The organism is Formosa sp. Hel1_31_208 (genome assembly GCF_900104785.1).
Taxonomy (GTDB): Bacteria; Bacteroidota; Bacteroidia; order Flavobacteriales; family Flavobacteriaceae; genus Psychroserpens.
The window spans coordinates 2,353,533-2,368,617 of the sequence record NZ_LT629733.1 but is presented as its reverse complement, the minus strand read 5'-3'; the positions used below and the strand labels follow the sequence as shown (position 1 = coordinate 2,368,617).

The window sequence follows — 15,085 nt, the reverse complement described above, 5'->3', positions numbered from 1 at the left end:
GCTTTATTTTTGCACTTGCAAATTTAAGCAAACCGAAAAGAAAAATTACTATGGCGATTATAATAACAGACGAATGTATCAATTGTGGTGCTTGTGAACCAGAGTGTCCAAATACTGCGATATATGAAGGTGCAGACGATTGGAGATATAAAGACGGGACAAGTTTAACAGGAACGGTTGTTTTGCCTAATGGGAAAGAGGTAGATGCTGAAGAAACCCAGGAGCCAATAAGTGATGAAGTATATTACATTGCACCAGATAAATGTACTGAGTGTATGGGATTCCATGAGGAGCCGCAGTGTGCAGCCGTTTGTCCGGTAGACTGTTGTGTTCCCGATGATAATCATGTTGAAACTGAAGAAGAATTGTTAGGGAAACAACGTTTTATGCATCCTGAAGGATAAAGGGTATTTTTAAATTTAGGCTATAAATAAAATCTCAAATGAACATTTGGGATTTTTTTATACCTTTCAATTATGGGAAAGGAACAAAAGGCATATAATGGTTTTTGGAAGCATTTAGGTTGTACTCTTTTCGCGATTGTTGGGTTAGTTTTTCTATGCTTATTTATTGTTATTATTCTTCGGATGTTTTTTAAGTTCGACTTTTAATAAAATCCGAGAGGAAAACCTATATTTGCACTCGCAAAAACTTAAATTATGAAAGCCGGAATTGTAGGATTACCAAACGTAGGGAAATCAACACTATTTAACTGTTTGTCTAATGCTAAAGCACAGAGCGCAAACTTTCCATTTTGTACTATTGAACCAAACATAGGAGTGGTTAATGTGCCGGACCCTAGACTTCAAAAATTAGAATCTTTAGTAAATCCAGAACGTGTATTGCCAGCAACTGTCGAGATTGTTGATATCGCTGGTCTTGTAAAAGGTGCAAGTAAAGGTGAAGGTTTAGGTAATCAATTTTTAGGTAACATTCGTGAGACTGACGCCATTCTTCATGTATTGCGATGCTTTGATAATGATAATATTGTACATGTTGACGGTAGTGTCGATCCTATTCGGGATAAGGAAACTATCGATATGGAATTACAGTTGAAAGATTTAGAAACGGTCGAAAAGAAATTGGATAAGGTGAAACGTGCTGCGAAAACCGGAAATAAAGAAGCGCAAAAAGAAGAAGCCGTTTTATTGAAATTAAAAGCAGGACTCGAAGCAGGAACATCGGTTAGAGCTCTTGAATTTTCTGAAGATGAGATGGAGGAGTTTGTTAAGCCTACACAATTGATTACTGCTAAGCCAGTAATGTATGTATGTAATGTAGACGAGGGGAGTGCGGTGTCTGGTAATGCATATGTAGATCAAGTAAAAGAGGCTGTGAAAGATGAAAATGCAGAAGTCTTAGTTTTAGCCGTTGGAACAGAGGCAGATATCAATGAATTAGACGATTATGAAGAGCGTCAAATGTTTCTTCAAGATATAGGATTAGATGAACCTGGTTCTTCAAAATTAATCCGATCAGCTTACAAATTACTTAATCAACAAACCTATTTTACTGCTGGTGTTAAGGAAGTTCGCGCATGGACAATTGATATAGGGGCAACGGGACCTCAAGCAGCAGGAGTAATCCATACCGATTTTGAAAAGGGCTTTATTAGAGCCGAAGTTATTGCTTACGAAGATTATGTGCATTTTGGTAGTGAATCTAAAGTGAAAGAAGCCGGTAAAATGCGTGTTGAAGGAAAAAACTACATTGTTAAAGATGGGGATGTCATGCATTTCTTATTTAATGTGTAATGCCTTTAATAGAGATTAATACTTTTATTAATGCAGATCTTCAAACCTGTTTTGATTTAGCTCGTAATATTGATTTTCATCAAACATCATTAGAGCATTCTAAAGAGAAGGTTGTTGCTGGAAAAACTAATGGTTTAATTGCGCTAAATGAATGGGTGACTTGGGAAGCAAGACACTTCGGAGTGAAACAAAAATTAATCTCAAAAATCACCGCATTTGAATCACCAACTTACTTCGCTGATGAGATGGTCTCTGGTGCTTTTAAAGCATTTAAACATGAGCATATTTTTCTTCAAAAAGGTAATCAAACCATAATGATTGATAAATTTCATTTTGAAACACCATATGGTGTTCTGTGAAAACTAGCGAATGTGCTATTTTTAAAACGATATATGGCAAATCTGTTAAGAGCAAGGAATCAAAGTTTGAAGTTCGAGTCAGAACGTTTGCACTAACGATAAAACAGTGTTTTGGATATTTTAAAAGTCTAAAAAGGGATTTCATTCGTAGTTATTGTAATTGACCTATTCAATTATTTTGAACTAAACGCCCCAAATCTATGAATGCAAAACACTTTTTTTTGTTATCAATCTCATTGGTGACAATAGCTTTAACCAACGCCCAAGACACAACAACCGATTCTAAATTTGCCTTAGGCATCTCAACAGGATATAACCGAGGATTCGGAGTTCAAATGAACGCTACAGCACTAAGACCGCTTGAAAGCCTTCCGTTACAAATTCGTTTCGGAATAGGGTATACCACCTTAGACCCAGGCAATTCAGCAGATGCTAGACGAATTTTTATTAATAATGCAACCAATGGAGTGCCTGAAGAAAAGGCAAGAGCCTTTGACTATCGTCTAGATTTTATGTTAGATGCTAATTTTATGAATTCGGAAGCATCGCATATTGTTTTTGGCCCAAGATATTCAAGCTTTAAAGCTAATTTTAAATATGTAGGCGGAAATGAAGATTTTGATGTGACTTCGAAACAATTCGGACTTGGATTAGGAGCCGAAAGTCAGTTTAGAATAAACGACAAACTCAACTTATTAGCAGGGATTGGATTGGATTATTTTTTTAATAGCACACTTAAAGGTCATGATACGTCTTATAGTCCTGACGACGATAATGTCAATCCACGAAATGATAATGAAAATAACGATCAGGAATTCACATATGACGATGCTAATGATGCCATAAAACAGCCCAGTTTAATGCCCAGAATATTTATAGGACTAGTTTATAAATTATAACCTGAATTTAATAAAAATAGTTTAGCCCAATGTTCTCAACAATATTGGGCTTTTATTGTTAATTACTTTGTGAGATCTCTATTTCATTTTCTGCAACGTTATGTTATATTAGCATCCTATCAATTTTTTATCCTTTTATGTCGCAAGAAACCAAATATACCGAAGACAACATACGCTCGCTCGATTGGAAAGAACATATCCGAATGCGTCCTGGTATGTATATTGGTAAATTAGGCGATGGCTCGTCGCCAGATGATGGGATTTACATACTAGTAAAAGAGGTGTTAGATAACTCGATTGACGAATACGTCATGGGAGCTGGAAAAACTATTGAAATTTCTATTCAAGGCAATAAAGTTATTGTAAGGGACTACGGTCGAGGTATACCGCTTGGAAAAGTAGTTGATGTTGTGTCTAAAATGAACACAGGAGGTAAATACGATTCTAGGGCGTTTAAGAAGTCTGTAGGTTTAAATGGTGTAGGAACTAAAGCCGTGAATGCACTTTCTAATTATTTTCGAGTAGAATCTACTAGAGAAGGAAAGTCGGCCTCAGCCGAATTTGAACAAGGGAATTTGATTAATCAGGATCTTCTTAAAGACACTTCAAGACGTAAAGGAACAAAAGTGTCCTTTATTCCAGATGATAGCATTTTTAAAAATTACAAGTACCGAAATGAGTACGTTTCTAAAATGCTTAAAAACTATGTATACCTGAATCCAGGATTGACCATAGTATTTAATGGAGAAAAGTTTTATAGTGAGAATGGGCTTAAGGACTTATTATCTGATAATATCAACGAGTCTGATCGTTTATATGATATTATACACCTAAAAGGAGATGATATCGAGGTAGCTCTAACTCATAGTAAGACCCAATATAGTGAAGAGTATCACAGTTTTGTGAATGGTCAAAATACCACGCAAGGAGGAACACATTTAGCAGCATTTCGCGAATCCTTAGTTAAAACAATTCGTGAGTTCTATGGAAAAAATTATGATGCATCTGATGTGCGGAAATCGGTGGTATCTGCAATTTCGATAAAGGTCATGGAACCCGTTTTTGAGAGTCAAACCAAAACTAAATTAGGCTCAACAGATATGGGAGGAGACTTACCAACGGTAAGAACGTATATCAATGATTTTCTAAAGCGCTATTTAGATAATTATTTGCATAAAAATCCGGAGGCTGCGGAAAAAATCCAACGAAAAATTCTTCAAGCTGAGCGTGAACGCAAGGAACTTTCAGGAATTAGAAAGTTAGCTAAAGATAGAGCGAAAAAAGCGAGTTTACACAACAAAAAACTCAGAGATTGCCGCATTCATTTTGGAGATACTAAAAATGAACGAAATTTAGAAAGCACCTTATTTATTACAGAGGGAGATTCGGCATCAGGAAGTATAACAAAATCGAGAGATGTTAATACGCAAGCTGTTTTTAGTTTAAAAGGAAAGCCCCTCAACTCCTATGGTTTGAGTAAGAAGATTGTATATGAAAACGAAGAATTCAATTTGTTGCAAGCGGCTTTAAATATTGAAGAATCACTCGAAGATCTTAGGTATAATAATATTGTTATCGCAACTGATGCTGATGTCGATGGGATGCATATTCGATTGTTGTTAATCACTTTCTTTTTACAGTTTTTTCCAGAAGTCATAAAAGAAGGGCATTTATATATCTTGCAAACACCTTTATTTAGAGTACGTAATAAAAAGGAAACTATTTATTGTTATTCTCAGGACGAACGCCGTGCCGCTTTAGAGAAACTTAAACCAAAACCAGAGATAACGAGATTTAAAGGGCTTGGAGAAATATCTCCAGATGAATTTGTGCATTTTATAGGAGAAGATATACGTTTAGATCCAGTGATGTTAGATAAGGACATGTCTATAGAAGAGTTGCTATCTTTTTATATGGGAAAAAACACTCCAACTCGTCAAGAGTTTATTATAGATAATTTGAAAGTTGAATTAGATTTGATTGAAGAGGAACAGTGAAATGAATAAAATAACTCGAGTCTTATTATTCAAATTTGTGATTACGCTATCGTTTGTGGCGTTTTCGCAAAACGCAAGTTTAAAGGGTGGATCAGTAAAAAGCACTAATTATTATGAGGAAATAGACTTTGAATTTGAGAAAAATAAAATAGTTATACCTGTGGAAATTGAAGGGAAGATATATCGATTCTTACTTGATACAGGTGCTCCAAATATCATCTCGAAGGAAGTTTTTGAGGCCATTCAACCGAAGCAATTAAAGGTAGTATCAACTAGCGATGCAAACAATAAAAAGGAAAATCTAGACATAGTTCAATTAAAAAGTATTAAGCTAGGTGAAACGGAATTTGTCAACCAGTCAGCTTTAGTTTTTGATCTTAATGGGAGTTCTATTTTCTCTTGTTTTGGTATTGATGGATTTATTGGTAGTAATTTGCTCAGAAAGTCAATTATTCAAATAGATGCAGATAAAAAGATATTGAAGCTTACCAACAAATCAAAACGGTTACAATTAAATAAAAAACAGGCGTCTAAGTTAAAATTAGTTGGCAATCAAAGTAGTCCTTATATATGGGTAGGTGTTAAAGGTAAAGTTAGCGGAAGAGAATTAGTGCTTGTCGATACAGGAATGGGAAAACTCTATGATATATCTAGAGATAATTATGAAGTTTTTAGCTCTGAAAGCATATTTAATGAAATAGGGGAAAGCAATGGTGCATCATCCGTTAGTTTGTTTGGTGAAGTGCCTAGTAATAATCAGATTAGAGTCCATTTGCCAAAACTAATCATCAATGATTTTGAAATTCAGAATTGCATTACGCATACTACAGAAGATAATAATTCAAAATTAGGAGCTGAATTATTGAACCATGGTATCATGACTATCGATTTTAAAAACAGGCGTTTTTATTTCAGTGCAAAAACGCCAATACTTGATGTTAGTGAACCAGAAATTGGATTTACTCGAACGATAAAAAACAATAAGCTTGTTATAGGATATGTTTGGGATAAAGAATTGCAAAAGGTAATTAATTATGGAGATGAAATTGTATCATATGATGGTCTTCAGTTAACCAATGAAAACTTTTGTGATTTTGTAATCAAAGAATTAGAATACCAATCAAAAAATAAACTCCAAATTGTGATTAGAAAGGTAAATAGCGAAGTTCAGAGTGTCGCTATTCAGAAAAAAGAATTACAAACACTTTTAAATGATTTTAAAATTAGTTTGAATTAAACAGTAAAGACATAAGTTAAAAGTAATGCGAACGAATAATGGTAATGTAAAAAATACAATTGTTTCGATCTATTTTGTATTGATCGTGCTTGCAATGGTCATGGCTACCGTATCTAAAAGCTTTAGAGCAATTAGTGATAATTCTACTTTGAGATTTTTATTTATAACCTTAGGCTTTGCAGTATTGTTTTTTATTGTCCATTTTATATCTCGTTACTTTGAATATGATAGTGATGGGATAAAAGTAGTTATTTTGAACAGAGGATTGCTGCTTTCAGATCAATTCAATTACAGAGAGCAAAAGTTAGAATTCGATAAAAATCAATTGTATGCTTTTAAGTTTCGTAATTATATTATCTACAAAACACTAACTATTTACTTGAAAAATCAGCGTGATAAAAAAACAAAAAAGACGTTTAATGTGACTTTGGTTACGAAAAAAAAGCGACGTTATGTTGGGCAATCGTTGAGTAAAATCGTTAAATCAAATAAAAATTAGGGAAGATTAATGAGTGATGAGAATATAGATATCATAGATAGTCAAGACGAACCTCAAGAAAGCATTACTAGAGTAACGGGAATGTATAAAGATTGGTTTCTAGATTATGCATCTTACGTTATTTTAGAACGTGCTGTGCCAGCTATAGAAGACGGGTTTAAGCCAGTACAGCGTCGTATCATGCATTCTATGAAAGATTTAGATGATGGCAGGTACAATAAAGTGGCTAATATTGTTGGTCATACCATGCAATATCATCCGCATGGAGATGCGAGTATCGCTGATGCCATGGTGCAAATTGGTCAAAAGGACTTATTAATTGACACTCAAGGAAACTGGGGAAATATTCTTACTGGAGATAGAGCTGCCGCTTCTCGATATATAGAAGCGCGTCTGTCTAAATTTGCTTTAGATGTTGTTTATAATCCGAAGATAACAGAGTGGCAAGCAAGTTATGATGGCCGTCGCAAAGAACCAGTTAATCTTCCGGTCATGTTCCCATTATTACTTGCTCAAGGCGGAGAAGGTATTGCTGTAGGTCTATCTACAAAAATCTTACCTCACAATTTTATTGAGCTTATTGATGCGTCTATCAAGCATCTCAATGGAAAAAGGTTTACGATATATCCTGATTTCCCAACAGCCGGTATTATTGATACGTCTAATTATAACGATGGTTTACGAGGTGGAAAAATAAGAGTGCGTGCTAAGATTTCTCCACTTAACAAAAACACTTTAGTTATTACAGAGATTCCTTATGGCACAAATACCTCTTCCCTAATCGATTCTATTTTAAAAGCGAATGATAAAGGAAAGATCAAGATTAAAAAGATTGAGGATAATACAGCGGCTGATGTTGAAATTTTAGTCCATTTACCAAGTGGAATTTCACCTGATAAGACTATAGATGCTTTATATGCCTTTACCAATTGCGAATCCTCTATTTCTCCCTTGGGATGTGTAATAGAAGATAACAAACCTTTCTTTGTTGGAGTAAGTGAAATGCTAAGACGTTCAACGGACAATACCGTGGTACTCCTAAAAAGTGAACTAGAAATAAAATTAGGTGAATATGAGGAGCAATGGCATTTTGCGTCTTTAGAGCGAATATTTATTGAAAAACGTATCTATCGAGATATTGAAGAAGAAGAAACTTGGGAAGGTGTTATTACGGCTATCGATAAAGGTTTGCAGCCACATACTAAGCATTTAAAACGTGCGATCACTGAAGAAGATATCGTGCGTCTTACCGAAATACGAATTAAACGTATATCAAAATTTGATATTGATAAGGCACAACAAAAAATTGATGCTCTTGAAGATCAAATCGCTGAGGTAAAACATCATTTAGCAAATTTGATTGCCTATGCCATTGCTTATTTTCAACGTTTAAAAAAAGACTATGGAGAAGGTCGTGAACGTAAGACAGAAATCAAAACGTTTGAAGATGTTGACGCAACTAAGGTTGTGATAAGAAACACGAAACTTTATGTTAATAGAGTTGAAGGTTTTGTTGGTACCTCATTGCGTAGAGATGAATACGTTTGCGATTGCAGTGATATTGATGATATTATCGTATTTACCAAAACTGGTAAAATGATGGTTACCAAAGTTGATAGTAAGACCTTTATAGGAAAAGATATTATGCATGTGGCGGTCTTTAAGAAAAAAGACAAACGCACCATATATAATTTGATGTATCGCGATGGTGCTAAAGGACCAACATATGTTAAACGATTTGCAGTCACCTCAGTGACTAGAGATAAAGAGTATGACCTCACTAATGGAAATAAAGGTTCGATAGTATGGTATTTTTCCGCAAATCCAAATGGAGAAGCTGAGGTAGTAAGCATTCACCTCCGCCAAGCCGGCAGTATTAAAAAGCTTAAGTGGGATTTGGATTTTGCCGATATTTTAATAAAAGGACGTGCATCTAAAGGCAATGTGGTAACTAAATATGCGATTAAGAAAATAGAGCTAAAAGAAAAGGGAGTCTCTACTTTAAAACCACGTAAAATATGGTTCGATGATACGGTACAACGCTTAAATGTAGACGAAAGAGGTGAGCTTGTAGGTGAGTTTAGAGGTGAAGACCGATTGCTCATCATTACACAATCAGGAATTGTTAAAACGATTTTACCAGAATTAAGCACGCATTTTGATGATGACATGATTGTACTTGAAAAATGGATTCCGAAAAAACCAATTTCAGTAATTTACTACAATGGTGAAAAGGAGATTTACTACGTAAAACGTTTCTTAATAGAAAATGAAGGTAGAGAAGAATCTTTTATTCCAGAGCATCCTGGGTCTCAATTGGAAATTGTTTCAACGGATTGGAAGCCTATGGCTGAAATAGAATTTAAAAAAGAGCGAGGGAAAGATCGTAAAGCTAATGAGACGGTTAACCTGGAAGAATTTATTGCAGTTAAAGGCATATCGGCGCTTGGAAATCAATTAACCAAAGAAAAGATTAATCAGGTGAATCTGCTAGAGCCACTGCCTTATGAGGCTCCTGAAGATACGCCAGCAGAGGAAATTGAAGTTGTAGATGAAATGGTAGAATCTGTGACTTCGGAAAATGAACCCGAGAACCAATCAACCAAAACGACAGAAACAGATCCTGATGACGATACGGAATCTGGATTGGATGATCAAGGTCAGATCACGCTCTTTTAGTGTTATTTGTTTAAATCCTCATGAATTTTCTCTTATTAGAATGGATTTATCATAGTAAAATATTACTTTTCTTGATAGTATGACAATCAATGATTTATTAAATAACCACTATAGCTTTAATAACCACGATTTGTTAAAAGATCTTCCAGATGCCGTTTGTAAGGTGCTTAAAACAAATATGGTCACTGCACATTATAAAGCGGGAGAGTCTGTTTTTAGCGAAGGTCAAAAACCCAAAGGGGTATATCGCGTGCGAAAAGGTAAGGTGAAGAAATTTACTCACACCAACTTCGGGACACAGCATATATTTTATGTATGTAAAGAAAACGAGTATCTTGGGTATCATGCCATTCTTAGTCAAGAATTATATCCAGATTCGGCCGTAGCACTTTTAGATTCTGAAATTGATTTTATCCCTGAACATGACTTCTTAAAAGCGGTTAACTCATCTCACCTTTTAACACAACGCCTTTTGAAGAATTTAAGTCATGAGTTCAGAGTCTTTATTAATGCTACAAAAATGCTCGCCAAACATACCGTTAGAGAACGAGCTGCGCTAAACCTATTGATATTAGAAAGCAAATTCGAAAACGGAAACAATAACCAAACAGAAATCATCATAAATAGAGATGATTTAGCTAGTATGGTAGGGACGGCAAAGGAATCTGTCGTACGCATGCTCAAAGACTTTAAAGAAGAGCAACTAATAACCACAAAACGGAGTAGTATTTTTATTCAGGATTATAAAGGTCTTGTAAAGGTTGGGAATTTTCTATAGCAGAACACTTAAATTGATAAATATCAATGTAAGTTTTTTTAAAAGTTCTCGTTTAATGAATAAATTGAACCCATATTATTACTATCCTTATGAATAAATCCATATGCTTAATAGTACTGTTGTTAGCGATGACTTCAGCACATGCTCAACACTGGTTAACAGATTTTGATGAGGCAAAGGCTGTCGCTTTAAAAGAACAAAAGACCATTATATTGGTATTTCAGGGGTCTGATTGGTGTGCGCCATGTATCAAATTAGATAAAGAGATCTGGCAGACTGAAGAATTCCAAAACTATGCTAAAGATCATTTTGTGATGTTAAAGGCAGACTTTCCAAAGCGAAAAAAGAATGCTTTGAGCGAAACCTTGCAAGCTCATAATAACAAATTAGCCGAAACCTATAACAAGAGTGGGTATTTCCCTTATGTTGTTGTTTTAGATGAAAAGGGCAAAATGTTAGCGTCTTCAGGATATAAGAAAACGTCTCCTACTGAGTATATCAAATTTTTAGAGGCATTTAAATCCTAGTGTTTGTGAAACAATATTATATAACCATAGTTTTTGTGCTTTCTGCATTTTATACTGAAGCTCAAACAACACATAAGCAAACCTTAAAGCTTATGGGCAGTCGCTTTGATATTACGGTGGTTGCTAAAGACTCGATTGAAGCAAACACTTATATTGATTTAGCAGTTTCAGAAATTAGTAGAATAGAAAACCTTATTTCATCGTGGGATCCAAAATCTCAAACCTCCGAAATTAACCGCAACGCAGGGATTAAAGCAGTTGTCGTTGATCAAGAGCTCTTTAATCTCATTAATCGTGCGATATCAATATCTATGCTTACTGATGGCGCTTTTGATATTTCTTATGCATCTATGGATCGTATTTGGAAGTTTGATGGCAGCATGACGCAAATGCCCTCTGCAGAACAAATAAAAGCATCAGTGGAAAAGGTAGGTTTTGAAAACATTGTTTTAGATATTTCAAAAAACACGGTCTTCTTGAAAGAGAAGGGGATGAAAATCGGATTTGGAGCCATCGGCAAAGGTTATGCGGCAGATATGGCTAAATCGCTATTAATAAATAAAGGTGTTGTCGCTGGAATTATCAATGCTTCAGGAGATATGAATACCTGGGGAAAACAAATTAATGGCAAAGACTGGAAAGTTGCTATTACAAATCCTTTAGATAAAAATAAAGCCTTTGCGCTTTTGCCAATAACAAATGGGGCTGTTGTTACTTCTGGTAATTATGAAAAAGAAGTAACCTTTAACGGAAAGCGATATACTCATATTATTGACCCAAGAACAGGCTATCCATCGACAGGGTTGATAAGTGTAACCGTTTTTGCGCCAAAAGCTGAACTCGCAGATGCACTGGCAACTTCAGTTTTTGTGATGGGTAAAGACGTGGGGATCAATAGAATAAATCAGTTACCTAATATAGAATGTATTATTATCGATGAAAATGGAAATCTATTTTCATCTGAAAATATTAAAATAGACAAAATATGATCAAAAAGGCAATTCTTTGTATACTGGTATCTTCTTTTCTCACCTCTTGTGTGGTGGTAAAAGAGTATGAAAAAGTGAATTTAAATGATCCTGATATGGTTTTGGCCGACAAAAAAGCCGATCGAAACATACTAACCGCACATTCTTATCGTGAGGCAGCTGCTGGAGCGAATGGAGGAAAAACAGGTGGTGGCTGTGGATGTAACTAATACATAAATTTAAAAATTTGAAAAACTTAATAATTTTACTAGTTGCGCTCTTGTCTATTAAAATGACGCAAGCACAGGATTCAACAAATGTGTATAAGAAACGTGTTTTAGAAACAACCGAAGCTGATTTTTTATCAAGTTATTATTCTCAAGATGGTGATAATGCTGCTGTAAGTGGAGGCCTGGGAACTGAAGAATTGACTGATGTTACCGCTACATTTATTGTGTCTATTCCTTTAAATGATGACAATGTATTGACGATTGATGCGGGCGTTTCTGCCTATACTTCGGCATCTTCAAGTAATGTCGGCCCTTTTGATGGCAATAGTCCTGCTGATCCATTTGTAGCTAGTTCAGGAGCATCAGAATCTGATGTTTGGAATAATATTACAGGAACTTATAGTCATAGTTCAGATGACAGAAATGATATATGGTCTGCTAAACTTGCAGTTTCAGCAGAGTATGACTATTTCTCAGTTGGTGTTGGTGGAAGTTATACGAAGTTGTTCAATGAAAAAAATACTGAAGTTAGTGTTAATACAAACATTTATATCGATACATGGAATGCTTTATATCCAACAGAATTACGTCCGTTTGTTGAAGGTGGAGCAGGATTAACTAGCAATATATTCACGCAAAATACAATTACGGGTAATCAAAACTATAATCCAGATTTTAAAACTTTTGACAGTGAAGGCCGAAATTCTTATGCCTTAGGGTTTGGTTTTTCACAAATACTATCTAAGAAACTGCAAGGTTCTTTAGCTTTGGATTTGGTTATGCAGGACGGTTTATTATCTACGCCTTTTCAACGTGTGTATTTTAGCGATATAGCCGACTCGTTCATAGAGAATTTTCAATTAGCAGATGATATTGAACGCTTACCAGACTCTAGATTTAAAGTGGCTATTGGTGGTAGACTTAATTATTATATTAATGAAACTTTTATGCTTAGAACGTTTTACCGCTATTATTTTGATGACTGGGGAATTAAGTCACATACAGCGAGCGCGGAGTTGCCAATAAAAGTTTCGGATAAGTTTACATTGTATCCGTCATATCGTTTTTATAATCAAACAGTAGCTGATTATTTTAGAGCTTATGAAGGCCATCTGTCTACTTCAGAGTTTTATACCTCAGACTATGATCTTTCAAAGTATAATGCCAATCAATGGAGTTTTGGTGCCTCTTATACTGACATCTTTACCAAATTCCACATTTGGAAATTTGGTTTAAAGAGTATCGATCTCAAATACACACAGTACGACAGGAATAACACGCTTAGTGCTAATATTATTACGACAGGATTCAAATTTATTATGGACTAACTCTTAGGATTTTTTTTACTAATCTTATAGTTCAAGAATTCAACAAACAATGAAAATGCAATTGCAAAATATAAGTATCCTTTAGGTATTGCACCTACCTTATTTCCAAAGAATTCTGTGTGTGATAAGTGAGCAGCTTCTGTAATGAGCATAAAACCAATAAGGATTAAAAAAGCTAAGCCTAGCATTTGAATACTCGGGTTGCTATCTATGAAGCGCCTAATTGGATTAGCAAATGCAATCATTATAATTATAGATATCATAACCGCAATAACCATTAAAACAAGTGTGTAAGAAGTGTTAGGATGCAAGCCATTTGTCATTCCAACTGCCGTCAAGATTGAATCGATGGAAAAAATAAAATCAATGATTAAGATTTGTACTAAAGCATTGGATAGGGTTTTTATAGTCTTGCCTTTAACTTCATCGGCATCGTGTTCAGGATAAGTGACTTTCTCGCGAATTTCCGAAGTGCTTTTATAGATTAAAAACAATCCTCCCAAAAATAAAATTAAAGCTTGCCAGCTAATATGGAGTTCAAACCAACTGGTTTCCAAATTATAGAAGGGTTTTGATAAACCAACTAAGAATGATACAAAGAATAATAATATCACACGCTGCCCCATAGCAAGTAATAGGCCAATAGTTGTAGCTTTTGATCTGTGTTGTTCAGGAAGCTTATTGGCAGCAATAGAAATGAATACGATATTGTCTATTCCTAATATGATTTCTAAAAATGTTAAGGTGAGTAAGGCTATAATAGCATCACCAGTCAACAAAAATTCAAGCATACTATTTTATTTTTCTTGCAGTTCCTTTCTCTACGCGCTTCTGTTTATAAGCGTCTTTAACCGCTAATTGATATTCGAAAGTATACGAGTCGTCAGTTGTGCTGACAATCTTCATATGAATTGCTTTTTCTTCGCTTTTATTTATTGGATTAATCTTTTTCTGAATAAACTCGCAGTCATTAATCCAGCGAATTGAGGCAGAATCTACTTTATTATCGTAATAATCAATATTTAAATCGGCTGTACGTACAAATGTTCCAGTCTTTTCTATGCCATCAACCATATATGTAAACTCAAAAGTTCCAGTTTTAAAACTATTGCAATTGCGTTCTGCACGATAGCAATTTAAAAAAAGGAGCGGTATTAGTAGTAGAGTCAATTTACGCATGGTACATATTTTACACAAAATTACAAAACCTGTAACAATTTGTTAGAAAAGCAGATTTGAAAATTTATTAAGACTTTTAAGACTGTTCAAAATTCTTGAATGTACCGTCATTATAAAAAATCACAATGCGTTCAATCGTCTTGTCGTCGGATTCAGAAATTTGAGAAATCTCAGTTTTATTTTTAATCGGAAGTTCTTTGTCTTCGGAAACGGGATGTACCTCTGTTTTATTTTTTTGAGATGGAAACTGACCCTTGCCATTCATTAACCAATATAATTCTACTTCCGGAAAGGAGGAAAGCACCTTTAAAACAAAATCTAAACTAGGCTTATTTCTACCTGATAATATGTGTGAAATACTGGAGCGCTGCACGCCAATTTTTTCAGCAAATGAAGAGGCTGTTTCTCCGTAGAAATCTATGACTTTTTGGAGTCGTTTAACAAATTCTTCATTGTTTATCATTGTAAACTCACCTTGTTTAAGTTTGTAACGTTACAAATGTAAACATATTGCTTGTATTATGCTAAAACATGTGATTGTTTATTATTTTATAGTAAATTATAACTTTATATAATATTAATTAAATTACTGAAATACAATTATATGATATAATAATTAATTCAATGCATAGAATTTCTAAAAAGACCAAG

16 protein-coding genes are annotated in these 15,085 nt (G+C 34.6%); 13 read left to right on the top strand and 3 right to left on the bottom strand.

From position 1 onward, the window contains the following. Positions 1–50 precede the first annotated feature (50 nt). The 13 genes from BLT57_RS10685 to BLT57_RS10625 all read left to right on the top strand — a co-directional run bounded on the left by BLT57_RS10685 (position 51) and on the right by BLT57_RS10625 (position 13,255). Positions 51–404, top strand: coding sequence for a 4Fe-4S dicluster domain-containing protein (locus BLT57_RS10685; protein WP_091426759.1), 354 nt, complete (start codon positions 51–53; stop codon positions 402–404). 255 nt (positions 405–659) lie between these two features. Beyond that, on the top strand, positions 660–1,754 hold the full coding sequence (gene ychF, locus BLT57_RS10680; protein WP_091425588.1) for a redox-regulated ATPase YchF: 1,095 nt from the start codon (positions 660–662) through the stop codon (positions 1,752–1,754). Then, positions 1,754–2,113, top strand: a complete 360-nt coding sequence (locus tag BLT57_RS10675; RefSeq protein WP_369825366.1) for a cell division protein — start codon at positions 1,754–1,756, stop codon at positions 2,111–2,113. The genes ychF and BLT57_RS10675 overlap by 1 nt, the downstream gene beginning before the upstream one ends. A gap of 221 nt (positions 2,114–2,334) precedes the next feature. Continuing rightward, positions 2,335–3,012 carry a hypothetical protein gene (locus BLT57_RS10670; protein WP_157717176.1) on the top strand — a complete coding sequence of 226 codons (678 nt, stop codon included), beginning with the start codon at positions 2,335–2,337 and terminating at the stop codon, positions 3,010–3,012. A gap of 137 nt (positions 3,013–3,149) precedes the next feature. Then, on the top strand, positions 3,150–5,009 hold the full coding sequence (locus BLT57_RS10665) for a DNA topoisomerase IV subunit B (RefSeq protein WP_091425585.1): 1,860 nt from the start codon (positions 3,150–3,152) through the stop codon (positions 5,007–5,009). Position 5,010: 1 nt separating this feature from the next. Continuing rightward, positions 5,011–6,246, top strand: coding sequence for a retropepsin-like aspartic protease (locus tag BLT57_RS10660; RefSeq protein ID WP_091425583.1), 1,236 nt, complete (start codon positions 5,011–5,013; stop codon positions 6,244–6,246). A gap of 25 nt (positions 6,247–6,271) precedes the next feature. Then, on the top strand, positions 6,272–6,745 hold the full coding sequence (locus BLT57_RS10655; RefSeq protein ID WP_091425582.1) for a hypothetical protein: 474 nt from the start codon (positions 6,272–6,274) through the stop codon (positions 6,743–6,745). Positions 6,746–6,754: 9 nt separating this feature from the next. Then, positions 6,755–9,424, top strand: a complete 2,670-nt coding sequence (locus BLT57_RS10650; protein WP_091425580.1) for a DNA gyrase/topoisomerase IV subunit A — start codon at positions 6,755–6,757, stop codon at positions 9,422–9,424. 130 nt (positions 9,425–9,554) lie between these two features. Further along, positions 9,555–10,202: a Crp/Fnr family transcriptional regulator gene (locus BLT57_RS10645; protein WP_172827446.1), complete on the top strand. Its 648-nt coding sequence runs from the start codon at positions 9,555–9,557 to the stop codon at positions 10,200–10,202. An 89-nt stretch (positions 10,203–10,291) separates the two neighbouring features. Beyond that, the gene (locus BLT57_RS10640; RefSeq protein WP_091425577.1) at positions 10,292–10,729 is read left to right on the top strand and encodes a thioredoxin family protein; all 438 of its coding nucleotides are present in this window, start codon (positions 10,292–10,294) and stop codon (positions 10,727–10,729) included. Between the two features lie 5 nt (positions 10,730–10,734). Next, on the top strand, positions 10,735–11,718 hold the full coding sequence (locus BLT57_RS10635; RefSeq protein WP_231928686.1) for an FAD:protein FMN transferase: 984 nt from the start codon (positions 10,735–10,737) through the stop codon (positions 11,716–11,718). After that, positions 11,715–11,927, top strand: a complete 213-nt coding sequence (locus tag BLT57_RS10630; protein WP_091425575.1) for a DUF4266 domain-containing protein — start codon at positions 11,715–11,717, stop codon at positions 11,925–11,927. The genes BLT57_RS10635 and BLT57_RS10630 overlap by 4 nt, the downstream gene beginning before the upstream one ends. 17 nt (positions 11,928–11,944) lie before the next feature. Continuing rightward, positions 11,945–13,255: a DUF3570 domain-containing protein gene (locus tag BLT57_RS10625; protein ID WP_369825365.1), complete on the top strand. Its 1,311-nt coding sequence runs from the start codon at positions 11,945–11,947 to the stop codon at positions 13,253–13,255. On the opposite strand, the gene BLT57_RS10620 is transcribed toward BLT57_RS10625, so the two are convergent. The 3 genes from BLT57_RS10620 to BLT57_RS10610 form a co-directional block, all read right to left on the bottom strand. Then, positions 13,252–14,046: a TerC family protein gene (locus BLT57_RS10620; protein WP_091425573.1), complete on the bottom strand. Its 795-nt coding sequence runs from the start codon at positions 14,044–14,046 to the stop codon at positions 13,252–13,254. The two genes, BLT57_RS10625 and BLT57_RS10620, sit on opposite strands and share 4 nt — an antisense overlap. 1 nt (position 14,047) lies before the next feature. Continuing rightward, positions 14,048–14,434, bottom strand: coding sequence for a hypothetical protein (locus tag BLT57_RS10615; RefSeq protein WP_091425571.1), 387 nt, complete (start codon positions 14,432–14,434; stop codon positions 14,048–14,050). A gap of 76 nt (positions 14,435–14,510) precedes the next feature. Next, positions 14,511–14,897, bottom strand: coding sequence for a helix-turn-helix transcriptional regulator (locus BLT57_RS10610; protein WP_091425569.1), 387 nt, complete (start codon positions 14,895–14,897; stop codon positions 14,511–14,513). Positions 14,898–15,085 lie beyond the last annotated feature (188 nt).